This is a genomic window from Ruegeria sp. TM1040 (assembly GCF_000014065.1).
In the GTDB taxonomy this organism is placed as follows: domain Bacteria; phylum Pseudomonadota; class Alphaproteobacteria; order Rhodobacterales; family Rhodobacteraceae; genus Epibacterium.
In genome coordinates this window covers 650,132-668,194 of record NC_008043.1, presented here as the reverse complement: position 1 = coordinate 668,194, position 18,063 = coordinate 650,132, and the positions used below count along the sequence as shown (strand labels likewise).

General features: G+C 58.0%; 11 protein-coding genes and 1 pseudogene. 5 read left to right on the top strand and 7 right to left on the bottom strand.

The genetic code is table 11. The features are described from left to right. The gene (locus TM1040_RS03530) at window positions 1–2,313 is read right to left on the bottom strand and encodes a response regulator (protein WP_011537218.1); all 2,313 of its coding nucleotides are present in this window, start codon (window positions 2,311–2,313) and stop codon (window positions 1–3) included. Then, window positions 2,310–3,152, bottom strand: a pseudogene (locus tag TM1040_RS03525) (PhnD/SsuA/transferrin family substrate-binding protein). Before TM1040_RS03525 ends, TM1040_RS03530 begins: the two are co-directional and overlap by 4 nt. A gap of 425 nt (window positions 3,153–3,577) precedes the next feature. Between TM1040_RS03525 and TM1040_RS03520 the strand changes: the two are divergent. Beyond that, window positions 3,578–7,429 (top strand): PEP/pyruvate-binding domain-containing protein, encoded by a 3,852-nt coding sequence (locus tag TM1040_RS03520; RefSeq protein ID WP_044026578.1) that lies wholly within the window; start codon window positions 3,578–3,580, stop codon window positions 7,427–7,429. A 63-nt stretch (window positions 7,430–7,492) separates the two neighbouring features. Beyond that, a complete protein-coding gene (locus TM1040_RS03515) occupies window positions 7,493–8,407 on the top strand; it encodes a MurR/RpiR family transcriptional regulator (RefSeq protein ID WP_011537215.1) in 915 nt (304 codons plus the stop codon). Between the two features lie 42 nt (window positions 8,408–8,449). On the opposite strand, the gene TM1040_RS03510 is transcribed toward TM1040_RS03515, so the two are convergent. From TM1040_RS03510 to TM1040_RS03490, 5 genes are all read right to left on the bottom strand, one after another. After that, the gene (locus tag TM1040_RS03510; protein WP_011537214.1) at window positions 8,450–9,877 is read right to left on the bottom strand and encodes an alanine/glycine:cation symporter family protein; all 1,428 of its coding nucleotides are present in this window, start codon (window positions 9,875–9,877) and stop codon (window positions 8,450–8,452) included. A 100-nt stretch (window positions 9,878–9,977) separates the two neighbouring features. Further along, window positions 9,978–10,928, bottom strand: a complete 951-nt coding sequence (locus TM1040_RS03505) for an asparaginase (protein ID WP_011537213.1) — start codon at window positions 10,926–10,928, stop codon at window positions 9,978–9,980. Window positions 10,929–10,947: 19 nt separating this feature from the next. Beyond that, the gene (gene tviB, locus TM1040_RS03500; protein ID WP_011537212.1) at window positions 10,948–12,231 is read right to left on the bottom strand and encodes a Vi polysaccharide biosynthesis UDP-N-acetylglucosamine C-6 dehydrogenase TviB; all 1,284 of its coding nucleotides are present in this window, start codon (window positions 12,229–12,231) and stop codon (window positions 10,948–10,950) included. A 106-nt stretch (window positions 12,232–12,337) separates the two neighbouring features. Beyond that, window positions 12,338–13,525 carry a pyridoxal phosphate-dependent aminotransferase gene (locus tag TM1040_RS03495; RefSeq protein ID WP_011537211.1) on the bottom strand — a complete coding sequence of 396 codons (1,188 nt, stop codon included), beginning with the start codon at window positions 13,523–13,525 and terminating at the stop codon, window positions 12,338–12,340. Between the two features lie 183 nt (window positions 13,526–13,708). Next, window positions 13,709–14,470, bottom strand: coding sequence for an IclR family transcriptional regulator (locus TM1040_RS03490; RefSeq protein WP_011537210.1), 762 nt, complete (start codon window positions 14,468–14,470; stop codon window positions 13,709–13,711). A 151-nt stretch (window positions 14,471–14,621) separates the two neighbouring features. Between TM1040_RS03490 and TM1040_RS03485 the strand changes: the two genes are divergently transcribed. The 3 genes from TM1040_RS03485 to TM1040_RS03475 all read left to right on the top strand — a co-directional run bounded on the left by TM1040_RS03485 (window position 14,622) and on the right by TM1040_RS03475 (window position 18,061). Then, the gene (locus TM1040_RS03485; protein WP_011537209.1) at window positions 14,622–16,145 is read left to right on the top strand and encodes an ABC transporter substrate-binding protein; all 1,524 of its coding nucleotides are present in this window, start codon (window positions 14,622–14,624) and stop codon (window positions 16,143–16,145) included. Window positions 16,146–16,245: 100 nt separating this feature from the next. Next, window positions 16,246–17,163, top strand: a complete 918-nt coding sequence (locus TM1040_RS03480; protein WP_011537208.1) for an ABC transporter permease — start codon at window positions 16,246–16,248, stop codon at window positions 17,161–17,163. A 1-nt stretch (window position 17,164) separates the two neighbouring features. Beyond that, the gene (locus TM1040_RS03475; protein ID WP_011537207.1) at window positions 17,165–18,061 is read left to right on the top strand and encodes an ABC transporter permease; all 897 of its coding nucleotides are present in this window, start codon (window positions 17,165–17,167) and stop codon (window positions 18,059–18,061) included. Window positions 18,062–18,063: the final 2 nt, after the last annotated feature.

The window sequence follows — 18,063 nt, the reverse complement described above, 5'->3', positions numbered from 1 at the left end:
CTAGGCTTCGAGCTTGTTCTGAGGCTCCGCCGAGTCGCGATCCTCGGTCCATTGGTGAAGCGCGTCCAGAAGCGCCTGCTTTCGGATCGGCTTACTGAGAAAGTCATCCATGCCAACCTCAAGACAGGCTTCTTCGTGGCTCTGCAAGGCATTCGCCGTCAGCGCAATGATCGGCACTTGGCGCACGCCGGTTTCGTTTTCGATCTTGCGAATGGCCTTTGTTGCGTCGAGCCCGTCCATAACCGGCATCATCATGTCCATGAGGATGACATCGGGGCGCTCTCTTAGATACATCTCAATGGCTTCCTGACCGTTGGACGCAATGATGATGTCCACGCTTTCACTCTTGAGCATGCGCGTAACGACGACCTGATTGGTGCGATTGTCTTCTGCCATCAGCACCTTGATACGCTGCATAATCTTCGCATCTTCTGAACCCGAAGGCGCGCGCTCTTCCACTGCGGAACCTGCACCGAGCGCCTGACTGATCACGCCGCGCAGGTCATCTGCCCGCACGGGCTTCAACACCTGATGACACACCTCGATGTCTGCCAGCATCGATTGCGACAGAGCCGGGTCGACGGAGGAAATCACGATGATCGGCACACTCGCGGTATTGGGCAGCCCCCGGATGCGCAGCGCCAATTCGTACCCATCGCAATCGGGCATGTTATAGTCGAGAAAGATGAGGTCGCAGGTATCCGTCGCATCCCGCATTTCATCCAGATGCAGCATGGCCTCCATCGCAGAGGCCGCCTCGGTGACCCGCAAACCCCAAGAGCGCAACCGCTCCCCGAGAATCCGGCGATTGAGTTCGAGATCGTCCACGATCAATGCATGAAGTCCCGAGACGGGCTGCTCAGGCAGAAACGCGACGGGCGCGCGGTCGCTGGTTGGCAGTGAAATGTCGATGGTAAAGACAGACCCTTTGCCTTCGCTGGACGTCACATGGATGCGCCCCTTCATCATCTGAAGAAGTCGCGTCGAGATCGCCAGCCCCAGCCCAGTCCCCTCAAAATTCCGCGTCGCGGCGCCATCGACCTGCTCAAAGGCATGGAAGATCCGGTCCAGTTTTTCGGCAGGGATACCGATGCCCGTATCAACAACAGAAATGCGCAGATCCATCAGCTGTCCGCGTGCGACGCCGGTCACATCAATGTGTACCGAACCACGCGATGTGAACTTGACTGCATTGCCAACAACATTGGTCACGATCTGGCGGATACGCCCTGCGTCACCGTCGTAAAACTCTGCTAGATCAGGGTCATAGCGCAGGGTCAGCTGAACCCATTTTTCCGCCGCCTTGGGCGCCAGCAGCATGATGACATCCTCGATCACCGTCCGCAGATTGAAGGTGGCCTGTGTCAGTTCGAGCTTGCCCGCTTCGATTTTTGAAAAGCTGAGAATATCGTTGATGATGCTCAGCAGCGCATTGCCGGACTTTACGATTGTCTCGGTATAGAGCTCCTGATCCGGTGTCAGTTCGGTCTCGCGCAGCACTTCTGCCATCCCGATCACACCGTTCATCGGAGTGCGAATTTCATGACTCATATTGGCGAGGAATTCAGATTTCGCGCGGCTGGCGATCTCGGCCTGCTCACGGGCGTGTTCTAGGGCTTTTTCCCGCTCGTCGCGCTCGGCAAAACTGTCTTCCAACACGCCGACCGAAACATTCAATGCCTGAAACTCCCGGCTTGAATACCAAGGAAGCGAGAAATGGCCGGTCTTGGCACCCGCAACTGCATTAGACATGCGTGCGTGCACGATCTGCAAGGGGTTCAAAGCCAACCGATACACGAGATACAGCATCAAGAGCGACATCGCGATCACCGCCAACACGGTCCAGGTGATGGTTTGGCGCACCTTGTCGAGCACGATTTCGCGACCCTCGGCCGTCGACCATTGCACGACCATGGTGCCAAAGACAAAACCCTCGAACTCGACGGGGCGTCGATACATCACATAGCCCTCAGCCTCATCGGCTGCGCTATTGGAGGCCTCCGCGATGACCTCCCCCTCGCTATTCTCGATATTGATCGACAGGATTTTGGGGTAGCGTGTGATCGCCTCGACCAGACCGGTTTCCAGAACCGGGACATCCTCGACAATGATCGCTTCAAGCATGAGCCCGCTCAGCAGCGAAACTGTCAGATTGGCCTGTTCACTCAGCTGTTCGCTGACACGCTCCACCTCGTAGCGCCGGGCCACACCGCCGACCGCAACAACGACCAAAAGCGCCGCGAGCGACATCGACACGACGATCTGAGATAGAATCCCTTTGCTTTGTAAGAGTTTGCGCAGTGGCGCTTTCAAAACCCTTGGCTCCGTATCATTGCGCGCCTCACAAAATCATAGTCCTCATCGCTGCCCGCGAGAAAACCGTTCTTGGCGACTCGTTTCATCATCTATTCATTCTGCGAAGACAACATCACAGACTTCATCGCCTCCAGTACCCGTTCGTCGAGCCCCGCGCGTGCAAGCCAGGGCTTTGTGACGTTGTCAAAAGACGCCAGAGCGCGGATGGGCACACCTTTGGCAACGAGTTCTTTAAAGGTGCTCTCTTTCAAGGCACCCGCACTGAATTTTCCGGCTCCAACCGCCTCACCCACAAGATCGTGGCGCCCCAAATATTCATAGCCATGCAGCTGATCAGCCGTGATCCCCGCATCCAACAGATACGACTGCGAGAGATACCGTCCGATCGTCGACAACTCATCACCAAAGGCAAACGACAGCCCGGCCAGATCTTCGACACGTTCGATGCCGCTGTCCTTGTGAACGGCGATCACCCCTCTAAAGCGCTTGCTGCCTTTCTTGGACTCCATGGCAATGATCGATATGCCCGGGTTGCGATCCGTTGCATGCACATAGGAGGCTGGTCCAAACCGTGCAAAGTCGACTCGCCCGATCGCCAGATCGTCGATGCTGGTCTCGTAGTCTTTTGAAATTTTCAAACCGATCGTGACATCTTCTTCGAGAAGAATTTCCATCTGGTTTTCAAGGAAAGTCAAAAACGGACGATATTTGCGCACCGTCGCAGACGGCTTGTCTGCAGCATAAGTGCCAAAAACCAACTCAATCTCTGCACGAGCGGGATGCGCTGCAACGAGCAGTAGCACGCATGCAACCAGCGCGGTGGCGAGTCGTTTCACAGCGCCACACCCAGAAGGCGAATGAGCCGCTGTGCTTCTAACAGACGCGTATGCCTTCGGCATGAACCTCTCCAATCTCAACGCGTTTGGGCAAGTGTCACCCTCTGAGCGTCTGTTTCCAACCAACTCTATGCCATAGATAAGCCGAAAACTTATTGAAAATTAACCAATAATCACTCGTTCCGCGAAAAAATTAACCCTCTGGAAAGGAATGCGACGTTTCTATGACGCATCCTAAAACCTCCATCAGGTTCCCTTTCCGTTCAGAAGGACTACCCGTGAGTACACCATTCTTACCGCCTTGTATCGCCCAGACGGTTAAAATTTGTATTTGTTTTGCATCAATTGCGGCGTTTTTGTCTGTAGCCCCGACCGCAGCATATGCGATTCCCTCCCCAGAATTGGTTCTTGGCTCGGTCTCGTCCTTGTCACAGATTCTCGCTGTGGTTGTCGCAACGATTTCAGGCTTTGGCGCGATTATCGCGTCACGTTTGGGTCTGAAAACCCGTTCAGGTGGCAGAAAATTTCCCGTCAAAACGATGACGGCGCTGATTTTGCTGATTGTAGCTTTGGGTTTTGCAAATCACTGGCAGTGGCAAAGCCACAAGACAGAAGAGCAGCTGCGCCTGCAAGCCACCTTGACCCGGCCCGCTCAGTTTGCGGGCACCGAGATCAAGGACGAAGAGCTGAAAGAGACCAGCTATAGCGCGCAAGAAACCCACGCGCAGGGCATCACCACCGAGGAGGCTTCCGCGCTGCTGTCCAATGGGGACGTCAAATTCTTTGATATTCGCGAGACCGCAGAGAACGCCATGGGCACTTTGCCCGGCGCGGACCACATCCGCTTCCCGGACTTTCGCGAAAATCCACCCTTGGCGCCGGGCGATACAGTTGTCCTGTTTTGTCACAATGGCAATAGAAGCTCTGAGACCTGCACGGAGCTCGCGAAGCTCGGCATCGACTGTCGCTTCATCACTGGCGGTATCGAAAAATGGATCGTCGAGGGGCGCGATTTCTCCGACAGTCGCGTTCAGAGCCTCTCTGATCTGCGCGCAATCCCCGAATACCCGAACAAGTCTCGCCTGATAAATACCGAGACATTCAAATCCTACATGGCGGGCGAGCACGTCCAGATTGTCGACACCCGTTATCCCGGCGATTTTGAAACTGGGCACCTGCCCGGTGCAATCAATATCCCACTGCGGGCGCTCACGAGTGAGGAACTCGCGCGACGGATTTCCCGCCTGCGCAAGGTTCCGACGGTTGCGGCCTGTTATGATCGGCGCAGTTGTTTCATGGGTCAGGTGCTGGGTCTGGAACTGACACAGGCGGGGATCCCATTTGAGGGCCGATATACTGTTCCCTGGGAGTACTTCATTGCGCCGCCGCCCAAACCGCATGTGGTGGAGTGGCTGGCCGAACAGGAAAGTGGTCTTTGGGACAAGGCCATCGCCGGCCTCAGTGCTGCTCTGCTGTGGGGGCACGCCAAGTCTCATCTGCTGCTGAGCCTGTTGGCACTGGCGGCGATCTCGCGAGTTCTCGTGCTGCCCATCGCACTCAAATCCGAGAGCGATCAGATCACCCTGCGTCGCCACAAGGCGGATCTGGAGGCGCTAAAAACGCGACTCGCCCATGACCCGATGCGCAAGGCGCGCGCGATCCGCGCGTTTTATGCACAACATGGATTAACCCCCATGCGCAATATGGCGGCCTTGTTGTTCCTGCCGTTGATGATGCTGGGGTTGCAAGCCGCCGAGCGGGCCGCAGCAGAGGTTGCGGGCGGTTTCTTGTGGATCGCGGATCTGGGCGCTCCCGATCCCATGTGGATCGCGCCAGTGCTGACCTGCGGGCTTGCGGGCGCGTATCTCGTGCTTGCAATTGCGAAATCTCGTCGCGCGGCATTCCTATGGCTGGTCCTCGGCCTCCCGGCCCTGTTTCTGTTGACGATGGGGCTGTCAGCAGCTGGAAACCTCTATCTCGCCATGAGCCTTACAGGGCTGTTGGTGCAGTATCTCTATGTCTCTGGCGCGTTTGCCCGAAAAATACAGTTGCGCAAGCGACTACCCGATGGTGTCCATGCGCTTGCTCAGACTGAGGCCCTCTCGACGGCGGGCAACAAGGCGCTGCGCTTGTCGCAGATGTCGCGGGCGGGATTCCCGGTGCCCAAAGCCGTTGTCCTGACCGACCGCTTCCTTAACCAGTTCAAAGATGCGGATGACCCCAAGCAACAGCAAATGGCCGCGTCTATCTGGCGCAATGTCGGCCCAAGGCCCTGCGCGGTCCGTTCGTCTGCCAGCAATGAAGACGGCGCGGACCAGAGCTTTGCGGGGGTTTTTGACTCTGTTTTGGACGTCAATAAGGAGACGCTTTGCGCAGCGATCCGCTCCGTTCTGGCTTCCTTTGCCTCGGAGCGCGCGGACAGCTATGGCAGCGCCGAGGCGGGCCATGCCAACATTCTCGTGCAGGAAATGGTCAACGCCACCTTTGCAGGGGTTCTGTTCACCCAGGATATGCAGGCCCCCGGAATGATGCTCTTGGAGTGGGTCGAGGGATGCGGCGAAGATCTGGTTTCCGGTCGCAAGACTCCTGGCACAGCGCGCTTTGGCCGAGTGAGCGGTCTAGCGGCGCAAGACACATACGCCCCGCCGTTTGACCCGGCAAACCTTTTGCAGATGGGACGCGCCATCGAGGCGCTATTTGAGAGGCCGCAGGACATCGAATGGGCTTGGTCCGAGGGTCAGTTCTACATCCTACAATCTCGAGACATCACAACCGTGGCGATCGGCAGTGCCTCTGAACAGGCCGCGGCCGAAGAGTGGCGCAGGCTCTTTGCCGCGCGATCACACACTGAGGATTCCGATGCGATCATCCTTGAGCAGGACGAAATGAGCGAGGTTCTTCCGCGCCCAACGCCCCTGTCTTTTTCCTTGATGAGCAACCTTTGGGCCCCCGGGGGCAGTCTTGATCTCGCCAGCCGGGCATTGGGCTTGCCCTACAACCTTCCCGAGGGCGAGGATGCGCATTTGGTGCGCCTCTTTGGTAAAACCTATGTCGACACTGCGTTGAAAAAAGAGCTCTCGATGGATCTGCGCGGGAATCGAGCGAACCGCATGCGCAAGCAACTGACACCGACACTTGAAGGGTTCGAACGCGAGGTGCTTCCGGCTCTTCTGGATCGCATCGAGGACTGGCAGGCGCTGCGTTTTGAGGCCCTCCCTCGGCACAAGCTGTTGAAAACAATATCGGTCCTGCGCGACTACTTTGTCACGGAGATCTATGTCGAGGCGGAGAAGATCAACTTGCTCGCCGCGTTTGCCATGCAAGAGGCCAATGCCGCTGCACAAGGCGATCCTGCCCTGCGCAGCCATTTGATGCAGGCTGAATTGAAGTATTCGCCAGCCAGCCTCCTGGCGCAATGCACAGGCACCGAAGAGGAAGCACAGGCCCGCGCGCTTGAATTGATGGGACACCGGGCGATGTTTGACTACGAATTGTCGACACCGCGCTATTACGAGGCGCCCGGGCTTTTGTTTACGTTGCTTGATCCCTCTCATCACGGGTTGGAACCCGCTGAACTGCCCTCTGGCGTGCCAGAAACGCTGAGGCAAACCCTAGAAATCGCAATCGCCTTCCAGGACCTCAAGGAACGGGCCAAGCATGAATCCCTGCGCGTCCTGAGTGAGCTGCGGCGCGCGCTCTGTGCATTGGGGGAGGACACCGGTCTGGGGTCACTGATCTTCTATCTGACGCTGGACGAAATCCTCACGGCCGATTGGACGCAGGTAGACATGCTCAGAGCGCAAGCAGAACAGCGCAAACATCATGATACGCTCTGCCGGGATCTTGCACCAAACGCGGTTCAACTGAGTTTGCGGGACTGTGAGCAGCTCTCATCCGGGGGCGTCAAGACGCTCGACGAGGGCACGCTTGGCGGTATTTGCGTTGCAGGTTCCGGTCGCGCCACTGGTCGCGTGTACAGGATTGCCGATGAAACCGCCTATGGGCCCGAGGCCTTTGAAGGGTTCGAGCCCGGCGACATCATCGTCTGTCGCATGGTAAACCCCGCGTGGCTGCCACAAGTTCAGCAGGCCGGCGCGGTGATCAGTGTTGTCGGTGGCTGGCTCAGTCACATGGCAATCGTTGCCCGTGAAAAGCAGATCCTGATGCTCGTTGGCGCACAGGGCCTCGAGGCGCTCTCTCATGGCGATGTCATCACGGTCACGGATCGCGGTGAAATCGAACCTGAATCCGATAGCAGCGAGGCGTTGAGGGCCTGATCGGCCTCTGCAGATCATATGTTTTGGGTATCCTCACCTCAGAACATATGATCTGTAGCAACCATGACCAAACCGATTGACCCACAGCAAGCCAACCGACTGCTCAGTACCATCAAGTCCCGCATCGAGACTTTGCCACCCAAGCTGAAGACCGCGGCGAAATATGTGATCGATTCCCCCGGGGACTTTGGGCTCGACCCAATTCGCGTGAGCGCAGACAAGGCGGGAGTCAGCCCAAATACGCTCACTCGGCTGGCAGAGGTGTTCGACTACGAAGGCTTTGAGGATTTTCGTGCGCCGTTTCGTGCCGCATTGGTCACGGATCGGGAGGCAGACCTTGGCTCAGAGTGGCTCGACCAGCTGGCTGCGGGTGATCAGACATCGGCTCTTCAGGCGCGCGCGGCACGTAATGCGCTCAATATCACCGCCCGTTCCTTGCGGTTGATGACCCCAGAGCGAACGACAGCGATCGTCGACGCGATGACTTCTGCGCGGCACTGTTTTGTCACCGCAAGCCGGTCGACACATGCCTTGGCTTATTACTTTCACTATGTTGGACGCATGGCCCTGCCGACGCTCGAGCTAGTGCCTCGCCACATGGGCGATGCCGCAGACGATCTTCTCGATATTGGGCCGCAGGACTGCCTCTTTGCGATGACGTTTGCGCCGTATTCCACAAGCACGATCCGCGCGATCCGCATGGCACGGGAAGCCGGAGCAACCGTGATCCTGCTCTCGGATAGTGACACCATTGCACCGGGGGTGCGGGCGGACCATCAGCTCACCTTCTCGGCGCAATCTCCACATCATTTTGGCTGCCTGTCGGGGGCGATGGTCCTTCTTGAGAGCCTGCTATCGCACCTGATCCATGCCGGCGGCGCAGATGCACAGGCCCGAATTTCGCGGTATGAGACCCTACGCCAGGACAGCGGCGTCTATTGGAGCGCAAAGCGCCTGCCGCGTACGCCCTCACGATAAAGAACAGGCCGCCCAATTGGGCGACCTGTTGGATTTAATGGCTCAGGATTGGCCCCGATTGGGCCAGGCGTTTGGATCCAGATCGAGATCCGGGAAGTCTTCCATACGCAGCACAGGCCGCTCGACCCCCGCTTTCAGCTGCTTTCGAAAGTCCTGCAAAACCCGCAGCGCAATGGGAAAAAGCATCATCAGAGCCAAGAGGTTCACCAGCGCCAACACACCCATCAACGGATCCGAGAAGAAGAAGACCGAGGTTGCGTTTGGAGCCACGGCACCCAGAAAGACGATCCCCACGACCACCAGCTTCAGCAGCGTCATCGCATGAGGGGTCTTGGTGAGGATGGAGATTGCATTCTCTCCGAGGTAGTAGTTGTAGATCACCGAGGAGAACGCAAAGAGCAGGATCGCAAAGGTCATGAAATACTGCGACCACGCGCCCAGATGCGACACCATTGCGCTCTGGGTCAGGGCGACGCCGTCAATATCGGTGGCTCCCGGGACGTAAACATCGCTCAGCAGGATGACAAAAGCGGTACAGCTGCAGATGATGATCGTGTCAATGAACACAGAAAACGCCTGCGTGATCCCCTGGCTGATCGGGTGGTTCACCTCAGCTGTTGCGGCCACATTGGGAGCAGAGCCGAGACCCGCCTCGTTTGAAAAGAGCCCGCGGCGCAGTCCCTGTGCCAGTGCAGCGCCCATGCCCCCGCTGACCGCCTCTTCAAAGCCAAAGGCATTGGCAAGAATGCTGCGTAGAACCTGAGGGATCTCGCCGATGTTGGTGAGGATCACGATCAGCGCCATCAGAAGATACCCAACCGCCATGACCGGGACCACAACCTCGGACGCTTTGGCGATACGTCGAATACCACCAAAAACGATGAAACCGGTGACAATTGCCAGGAAAATACCCGTCCACAGGCGATCGATCCCGAGGGAGGCCTCTGCCGCACCAGCCACCGTGTTGCCCTGAAACGCGTTGAACCCAAGCGCGAAGGCCGCAATCAGGCAAATCGCATAGATCACAGCAAGCCAGCGATAGTTTTCGCCCAAACCGTGCAGGATGGCTCGCGCAGGCCCGCCGCGATATTGTCCCGTGAGGGGGTCTGCGCGCTTGAAGAGTTGCGCAAGAGAACATTCCACCAGGCTCGTGGCCATCCCGACCAGCGCAATCGCCCACATCCAGAACACTGCCCCAGGGCCACCCAGTGTAATGGCGACCGCAACACCTGCGATATTGCCACCGCCCACGCGCCCCCCAACAGAAACCAAGAGCGCCTCGCGCGCGGAAATCTGACCGGTATCGGTACGACCGCGGGTCAAGACGCGGAACATTCGGCCAAAGAACTCAATCTGGACAAACCCGGTGGCGACGGTGATGAAACTGCCGAAAATGACCAGTATCGGGACCAGGGACCATCCCCAGGTCAGGTCTCCGATCACACCGAAGAATTGTTCAAGCGCTTGCATCGCTTTTCTCCACTCACATTAAAACACGCGGGCGGGATACGTGGCTCCTAGAGGGGATGCAACGGCGCAAAGTGGAAGAAGAGACCGGATAAGACCAGATCTACAAGGCCCATTCTCCACATAGGCGGGTTTCAAGGATCTCGCGCCGAGTCGCCAGATCTGCGCTTTGCGACAGCGCATGCAGCAGCTTGGCATAGGCCGCCTCGACGGTCATGTCGCGCCCGTCGATAGCTCCGGTCTGCGCAAGCATTGCACCCGCCGCATAAGTACCAAGGGAAATGCCGCCCTCGGCACATTGGCTCACGGCGAGGACCGGAACGCCGGTGTCTCGTGCTTGCAACATGGCTTTGCGCAGCCCCAGGCCCTCGGGCACGGTGCCAGAGCCGTAACAGCGCAGTACAATCCCCGCGGCCTGTTCTACCGCATAAGAAATCAAGGAGGCATTCATTCCCGGAGCCACCGCCGCAATCAGCGCGGTGGCATCGCCGTATTCAAAAATGCCGAGAGTTTCGGCCGCCCGGAGGGGGGCGGCATCCGTTGGTGATGCGTTGAATGCGTCAAAGGCCACCGAATGCGATTTTCGCACCCGCGCGCCATGCAGCAACTTCCCTGCAAATTGGACCCAGACGCCGGGCGCAGCCTGTTCGACCGCGCGAAACGCGTCTCGGAGGTTGTCGCTGCCGTCGCTGCCCTCCTCGGAAAGTGGCAGCATCGCTCCGGTGATCACAACCGGCTTGCGCAACCCTTTGAGACCAAAGGACAAAGCAGCGGCTGTAAAGGCGAGTGTGTCGGTGCCATGTGTCACCACAAACCCCGCGCAATCATCATCATGCGCTGCGATCTGCGCCATGATCCAGTTCCAATCCGCCGAGGTAGCGTTGGCGCTGTCGATCAAAGGGGATGCCGTCACAACCCTGAAATCAGCCTCTATTGCGCCGATGCGCTGCAAACGGTCCAGCTCCGCCTCCACGATTCCTGTTTTGGGGGCAAACCCCTCTGGCGAGGGGGCCATGCCAATGGTGCCGCCGGTGTGGATTACGCAAATGGTCATTGAAGTCTCCCGGTGACGCTTAAAGGCGCAGATCCGCGTCCTCGGCGGGCAACACATATTTGAGGTCATAAAGAAGGGCATCTGCCTTGCCAAAGGAGCGCAGCACCTCAGCGCCCATGTCCTTGAACTCCTGGTGGGCCACCGCAAGGATCGTCCCGTCATAACATTCAGTTTCCGGGTGCTGGATAAGCCTGAGCCCGTATTCCGCGTAGGCCTCTTCGGGATCTGCGTGGGGGTCAAAGACATCCACCGTCACGCCAAAGTCGCGCAGGGCCTCAATCACATCAACGACGCGGGTGTTGCGCAAATCGGGGCAATTTTCCTTGAAGGTCAAACCCATCACAAGGATACGCGAGTCGACCACCTGCACGCGCCGCCGCAGCATGGCCTTGATCATCTGCTGGGCCACATAGGCCCCCATCCCATCATTGAGCCTGCGCCCCGAGAGCAGAATTTCCGGATGGTAGCCGACTTCTTGTGCCTTGTGCGTCAGGTAATAGGGATCCACGCCTATGCAATGTCCCCCGACGAGCCCCGGACGGAAGTTCAGAAAGTTCCACTTGGTGCCGGCAGCCTTCAAAACCGCCTCAGTGTCGATTTCCATCCGGTTGAAGATCTTCGCAAGTTCATTGATCAGGGCGATATTGATGTCGCGCTGGCTGTTCTCAATCACCTTGGCGGCCTCGGCAACGCGAATGCTCGGCGCCGGGTACGTACCCGCGCGTACGATGCTGGCATAGAGCCTGTCGACTTTGGCCGCGGTTTCCGGAGAGGAGCCGGACGTGACTTTGACAATATCGGGCAGGCGTCTCGTCTTGTCGCCGGGATTGATCCGCTCGGGGCTGTAGCCAACCCCAAAATCCGCATTGAACACCAGCCCCGAGATCTCCTCGAGCAAAGGTACGCAGTCCTCTTCGGTCGCGCCGGGATAGACCGTAGACTCATAGATGACGGTATCGCCGGGCTTCAACACCTGCGCAACGGTGCGCGTCGCCGACAACAAAGGACGCAGATCCGGGCGACGAGTCGCATCAATCGGGGTTGGAACGGTCACGATATAGATCGATGCCGCCGCAATCTCGGAGATGTCGGAGGTCAGCGCCAAATGTTGCGCACTCTGCAGTGTATCCCTGTCGATTTCACGCGTGCGATCATCGCCGAGGCGCAGCTCATCTATTCGGCTCTGGTCGATGTCAAAGCCGATCACAGGGCGGCTGCGTCCAAACTCCACGGCGAGCGGCAACCCGACATAGCCGAGACCAATTACGCAGATCTGTTCTTGGTTCGGCTGGCCATCTGCCATTTTGGGCTCTCCTGCAAATCGCGAGTCCATAAGACCCGGAGTGACACTTCATAAAACGCGCCAAGGAGAGGTTTCAACCGACACTCGCCAGTTTGTGTAGATCGCCCTACTGCGCCGCAACAGCGACCGAGCGGGCAAACTCTGAAATCCGGTCCACTGCTTTGGTCATTGCTGCATCCTCGACCGTCAGAGCGAGCCTGACCCAGTTCTGCAGATGCGCGCCAAAAGACGATCCAGGCATCACGGCAACGCCAGCGTTTTCAAGCAATGCCCAAGCAAAGGCATCGCAATCCATACCGAGCGGACTCACGTCAACCAGCGCAAACATCCCCGCTTCGGGGCGATGCACGCGCAAGACGGTCTCCGCCTCCAACCGGTCCGCGAGATACTGCGCCCGTTTTGCAAACCGCTGGCGCATGCCTTCTGCCACGGTTGAACCTGCGCGCACGGCCTCTTCGGTGACATCCGCGATGAAGGGTTGATTGCCAAAAAGCATGGTCTCGGACACCGGCAAAAGCGCGTCCATGAAGCTTCTTGGGCCGATTGCCCATCCACTGCGCATACCGGGTGCGGCATGGGACTTGGAAATCGAAGACACAGCAATCGTGCGATCTGCAATCTGCTCGAGCGTCAATGGCGAGGTAAAGCTGTTGCCGTCAAACACGAGGTCTTCATAGACCTCGTCGGAAATCAGCCATAGGTCGTGTTTCAGGGCAATCTCCGCAATCGCCTCGAGCTCAGCTGGGCGCAGAATCGCACCTGTCGGATTGTGCGGCGTATTGAGCAAAATCGCGCGGGTGCGTTCGGTGATACGCTGCGCAATGTCATCGGCCTGCATCCGAAATCCATGTTCTGCCTTGAGCGGAACTGGCACCATGTCCGCCCCAGTGGCGCGGATCACGCCCTCGTAAGTGGCATAGAGCGGGTCGCCCACCAGCACCTCGTCACCCGTCTCGGCAACACCCTGCATCACCGCATAGAGCGCTGTTTGTGTCCCCGGAAAGCACAGAACATTGTCGCGCTCGAAACACCGTCCACGCCGCGCGCTATAGCTCTCAGCCAGCGCATCTCTCAGTCCGTTTTCACCGCGCCCGTTGGAGTATTGCGTCCGCCCAGCCTCTATGGCGCGTGTCGCAGCACGCGCAAGCGGTTCAGGCAAGGCCACATCCGGTTCGCCAATTGTCATCTCAACGATGTCTTCGCCACGGTCCGAACGGTCGCGTGCCGCCGTATGCAAATCCCACTTTGCACCGCCGAGATCTGCCAAGCGATGGGTGATGGATGTGGTTTTCATGATACGGCCCTCGCGCGGTATGTGGTCCAGCGGAATCTCTTACCTGAACCCCTTATTATACAAATGTGCGATAAGTCAAAGGCAATCGCTCAATATCACGCGGGCGCGCAGGCTTGCCTGCTCACCGCGCGCTCGGGGCGGTAGGCTTCAGCAATTAAAGCAAAACTGCGCGTTTGGCCCCGGTTAGCCGGGAATGCCGCTGGCAGTGTCCAGCAGGGCAGGCAATATTTCTTCTTTGAGACGCGCTTCGTCGAAGGTCAGGCTGGAAACCGACACCTGCAGTGCCGCATCGGCCCGCCCGTCAATTGAAATCACAGGCACGGCGAGGCTGATTTCATTCAGCATCATCTGCGCCTTTGTGATGGCGAAGCCCTCTTGCCGCGCCCGCGCGATGTCCTGCGCAATCACGTCACGATCTATGATCGTTTTGGGCGTCGCGGAATGGACCGGCCAGGTTTCAAGAGCATGCTCGACCTCCGCGTCGGACCAAGTAGACAGCATGACGCGACCCGATGCTGTGCCGAGTGCAGGCAGGCGTCGCCCTACGATACTTGCCGCAAATTGCGTGCGCTGATTGGGTAGGCGCAAGGAATAGATGATGTGATCGCCGGAGATTTGCGCGAGGTTCACAATCTCGCCATAGGCACGGCTGAACTCGATCAACTTGGGCAGTGCCCGCGAGATCAGCGGATCCGACCAGTAGTAAGCATAGGCCAACTCAAGCCACGCATGGCTCGGTCGATAGCGCCGGGTGCCCGGATCGCGCTCAAGCATGCCCTCGTGATGCAACGTATACGCCAAGCGCTGCACCGCGCTTTTTTCCAATCCCGTGCGCGCGACCAGCTCTGCCAATGACAGCGAGACATGTGATTCGTCAAAGGCCCGCAACAACCGCAGCCCCTTGGCCAAGGTTCCAACGAAGAGCGAATTTGGCTTTTTTTCCATCGTATTACTCCGCTTCAAAGTTGGAACGTGCAGGGCGCTAGGAACTAAGGCTTGACTAAAACCAGCCGCCTCTGAGTATGATAGTTAAATAACAATCATAAGTATCAAATAATGATACATCAATCATTCCATTATTTAGACAGGGAATACCATGTTTGATCTTTCTCTCCCCCGTTCGGCTTTGATTGCCCTGACGCTTGCTTCGACCACCGCGATGCCCGCGCTTGCAGAGAAAGCTGCAGGCACCTTGAACGTCGCCTTCACCAAAGAGCTCGAGAACGTCGACAGCTATTTCAATTCATCGCGCGAAGGCGTGGTGATGCAGCGCGCGGTCTGGGATGGCCTGATCTACCGCGATCCCAACACCAACGAATACATCGGCAACCTTGCAACCAGCTGGGAATGGATCGACGACACCACGCTGGAATTCAAGCTGCGTGAGGGCGTTACTTTTCACAATGGCGAGCCCTTCAACGCCGATGACGTCGTCTACACCGTGAACTATGTCGCCAACGAGGAAAATGGCGTCAAAACCCAGCGCAATGTGAACTGGATGAAGTCCGCAGAAAAGATCGACGACTACACCGTCCGGATCCACCTCAAGGACAAATTTCCCGCTGCGATCGAGTTCCTCTCCGGCCCAGTTTCGATGTATCCCAATGAGTATTACGCCGAGGCAGGCCCCTCTGGCATGGGACTGAAGCCCATCGGCACCGGGCCTTACAAGGTGACAGAAGTGGTTCCGGGCCAGCATTTTGTGCTTGAGGCCAACGAGACCTATCACGACAGCCCCAAGGGTCAGCCGGAGATCGCAAAAATCGACATCCGCACCATTCCAGACGTCAATACTCAGATGGCAGAGCTCTTTTCCGGCTCTCTGGATCTGATCTGGCAGGTGCCCGCGGATCAGGCCGAAAAACTTGCGCAACTGGGCCAGTTCACCGTCGCCAATGAATCCACGATGCGTGTGGGCTACCTGCAAATGGACTCGGCCGGTCGATCAGGTGAGGACAACCCGTTTACCAACGCCAAGGTGCGCGAGGCCGTGAACTATGCGATCAACCGTCAGGAACTGGTCGATGCCCTGCTCAAGGGCTCCAGCCAAGTTGTCTACACCCCCTGTTTTCCAAGCCAGTTTGGCTGTGTGCAGGATGTGACCACGTATGAGTACAATCCCGAAAAGGCGAAGGAGCTGCTGGCAGAGGCAGGTTATCCCGACGGGTTCTCGACAGAATTCTATGCCTATCGCGACCGCCAGTATGCAGAGGCCATCGTCTCTTACCTGAATGCCGTGGGCATCGATACCGATTTCAAGATGCTACAGTATTCAGCGCTGCGCGACCTGAACATGAAGGGCGAAGTGCCGCTGTCGTTCCAAACCTGGGGCAGCTATTCGATCAATGACGCGTCTGCGATGGTTAGCCAGTTCTTCAAACACGGCTCGCTCGACAGCACCCGCGACGATGAAGTGCTCGATTGGCTAAATGTGGCCGACAGCTCCACCGATCCCGACGAGCGGATCGAGTATTACACCAAGGCGATCCAGAAGATCACAGGCGAGGCCTACTGGGCACCCATGTTCAGCTACAACACGAACTATGTCTTCACCAGCGACGTGAGCTACACGCCCACCGCAGACGAAGTTCTGCGTTTTGTGGACATGTCCTGGAACTGATCTTGCGGGCCGAGCGGAGATCTTTTCGCTCGGCGTCCTCCTCTCCTCTACGACACAACCCCAGATGCGCGGGCCACCGGCCTGACGCGCGAGGTATCCCATGCTTCCTTTCATCCTGAAGAGACTGGGGCTGGCTTTGCTGGTCGCCTTCACAGTCAGCTTCATCAGTTTTTCACTGCTGTTTCTATCCGGTGACCCTGCCGCGGCTCTAGCCGGTGAGACGGCAAGTGGCGAAGACGTCGAAGCCCTACGTCGGCTCTATGGCTTTGACCGTCCCATGTTGGTGCAATACGGCGAATGGCTCTTTGCAGCGATCCGTGGTGATTTTGGTGAAAGCTATTATTTCAAATTGCCGGTTGCCGGTCTGATTGCTGAACGGCTTCAGGTCACTATGCTGCTTGGTGTCTGCGGGATCAGCTTCGCGCTTCTGACTGCAGTGCCCCTGGGTGTGGCGGCCGCAATCCGCCCGAACTCGATTATTGACCGCGTGGCTCTGTTCCTTTCCGTGGCAGGGCAGGCGATGCCCTCTTTCTGGTTCGGCCTGATCCTCATCGTGGTGTTTGCCATCCAACTTGGCCTCTTGCCGCCTTCCGGTGCGGCCACTTGGCGTCACTTTATCATGCCAACCATCGTGCTCGGCTATTACGCCATGCCAGCCATCATGCGCCTCACGCGGGCGGGTATGCTGGATGTGTTGAACTCGGACTACATCCGTACCGCCCGTGCCAAAGGCGCAGGTGAGGGACGGGTCCTGTTCAAACACGCGTTGCGCAATGCAATCATTCCGGTGGTCAGCCTCGCTGCGGTGCAGATGGGCTTTATGCTGGGTGGTTCCATCGTTGTGGAATCCGTCTTTGCCCTGCATGGCGCAGGCTTCCTCGCATGGGAAAGCATTGCCCGTAACGACCTGCCAACGGTGCAGGCTCTGATCCTCGTCTTCTCTATGTTCTACATCATTTTCACCTTCCTTGCCGACGTGCTGAACGCCTGGCTGGACCCAAGAATGCGGAGTTCCTGACGTGACCGACGCAACTGATCCTCTCTATCAAGAAATCCAAGGGCCGACGCCGCGCCAGATGCTGAAGACGCGCGCGCTTGGTCACAAGGGGCTAATCTTTGGCCTCTGTGTGGTTGGCCTCTTGGTCGTGATCGCCCTCCTCGCCCCGGTTCTGGCGCCACATAATCCCTATGAGCAAAGCCTGATGAACCGCATGGTACCCCCTGTTTTTCTGGGCGGCACATGGGAGCATCCCCTCGGCACCGACCATCTCGGGCGGGATTACCTGTCACGCCTGATCTACGGCGCGCGGGTTTCGCTTCTGATCGGCGCAGTCGCTGCGCTGATTTCTGGCGTGATCGGCACCGCCATGGGGGTTGCAGCCGGGTATTTCGGCGGCAAGGTCGACGCGGTTGTGACCTTCCTCATAAACGTGCGCCTGGCGATGCCCGTGGTCCTGGTGGCGCTGGCTGTCGTGGCAATCCTTGGCGGGTCTTTGACGGTCGTGGTCTGCGTGCTCGGCCTATTGTTGTGGGACCGATTTGCCGTGGTGATGCGGGCGTCGACCTTGCAGGTCAGCCGTCGCGACTACGTGGCCGCCGCTCAGGTGATCGGAGCCTCGACCCCGCGCATCCTCTTGACCGAGATCATGCCAAATATCTTCAACAACCTGATCGTGGTGATCACGCTGGAGATGGCCCATGCGATCCTGCTCGAAGCGGCACTGAGCTTCCTTGGTCTAGGCGTGCAACCGCCGACCCCTTCGTGGGGTCTGATGGTGAGCGAAGGCAAAAACATGATGTTGTTTGAGCCTTGGCTGGTTCTCATTCCCGGCGCCGTTTTGTTCCTGCTTGTGCTGGCAATCAATCTCATGGGCGATGGTCTGCGCGACGTCACCGCCCCCGAAGGACGGAGCTGACC

Bases quoted from the DNA above. Each gene is read 5' to 3' on its own strand.
- TM1040_RS03490 (WP_011537210.1), bottom strand. From the start codon at position 14,470: ATGGAAAAAAAGCCAAATTCGCTCTTCGTTGGAACCTTGGCCAAGGGG.
- TM1040_RS03510 (WP_011537214.1), bottom strand. From the start codon at position 9,877: ATGCAAGCGCTTGAACAATTCTTCGGTGTGATCGGAGACCTGACCTGG.
- TM1040_RS03495 (WP_011537211.1), bottom strand. From the start codon at position 13,525: ATGAAAACCACATCCATCACCCATCGCTTGGCAGATCTCGGCGGTGCA.
- TM1040_RS03505 (WP_011537213.1), bottom strand. From the start codon at position 10,928: ATGACCATTTGCGTAATCCACACCGGCGGCACCATTGGCATGGCCCCC.
- TM1040_RS03515 (WP_011537215.1), top strand. From the start codon at position 7,493: ATGACCAAACCGATTGACCCACAGCAAGCCAACCGACTGCTCAGTACC.
- TM1040_RS03485 (WP_011537209.1), top strand. From the start codon at position 14,622: ATGTTTGATCTTTCTCTCCCCCGTTCGGCTTTGATTGCCCTGACGCTT.
- tviB (WP_011537212.1), bottom strand. From the start codon at position 12,231: ATGGCAGATGGCCAGCCGAACCAAGAACAGATCTGCGTAATTGGTCTC.
- TM1040_RS03480 (WP_011537208.1), top strand. From the start codon at position 16,246: ATGCTTCCTTTCATCCTGAAGAGACTGGGGCTGGCTTTGCTGGTCGCC.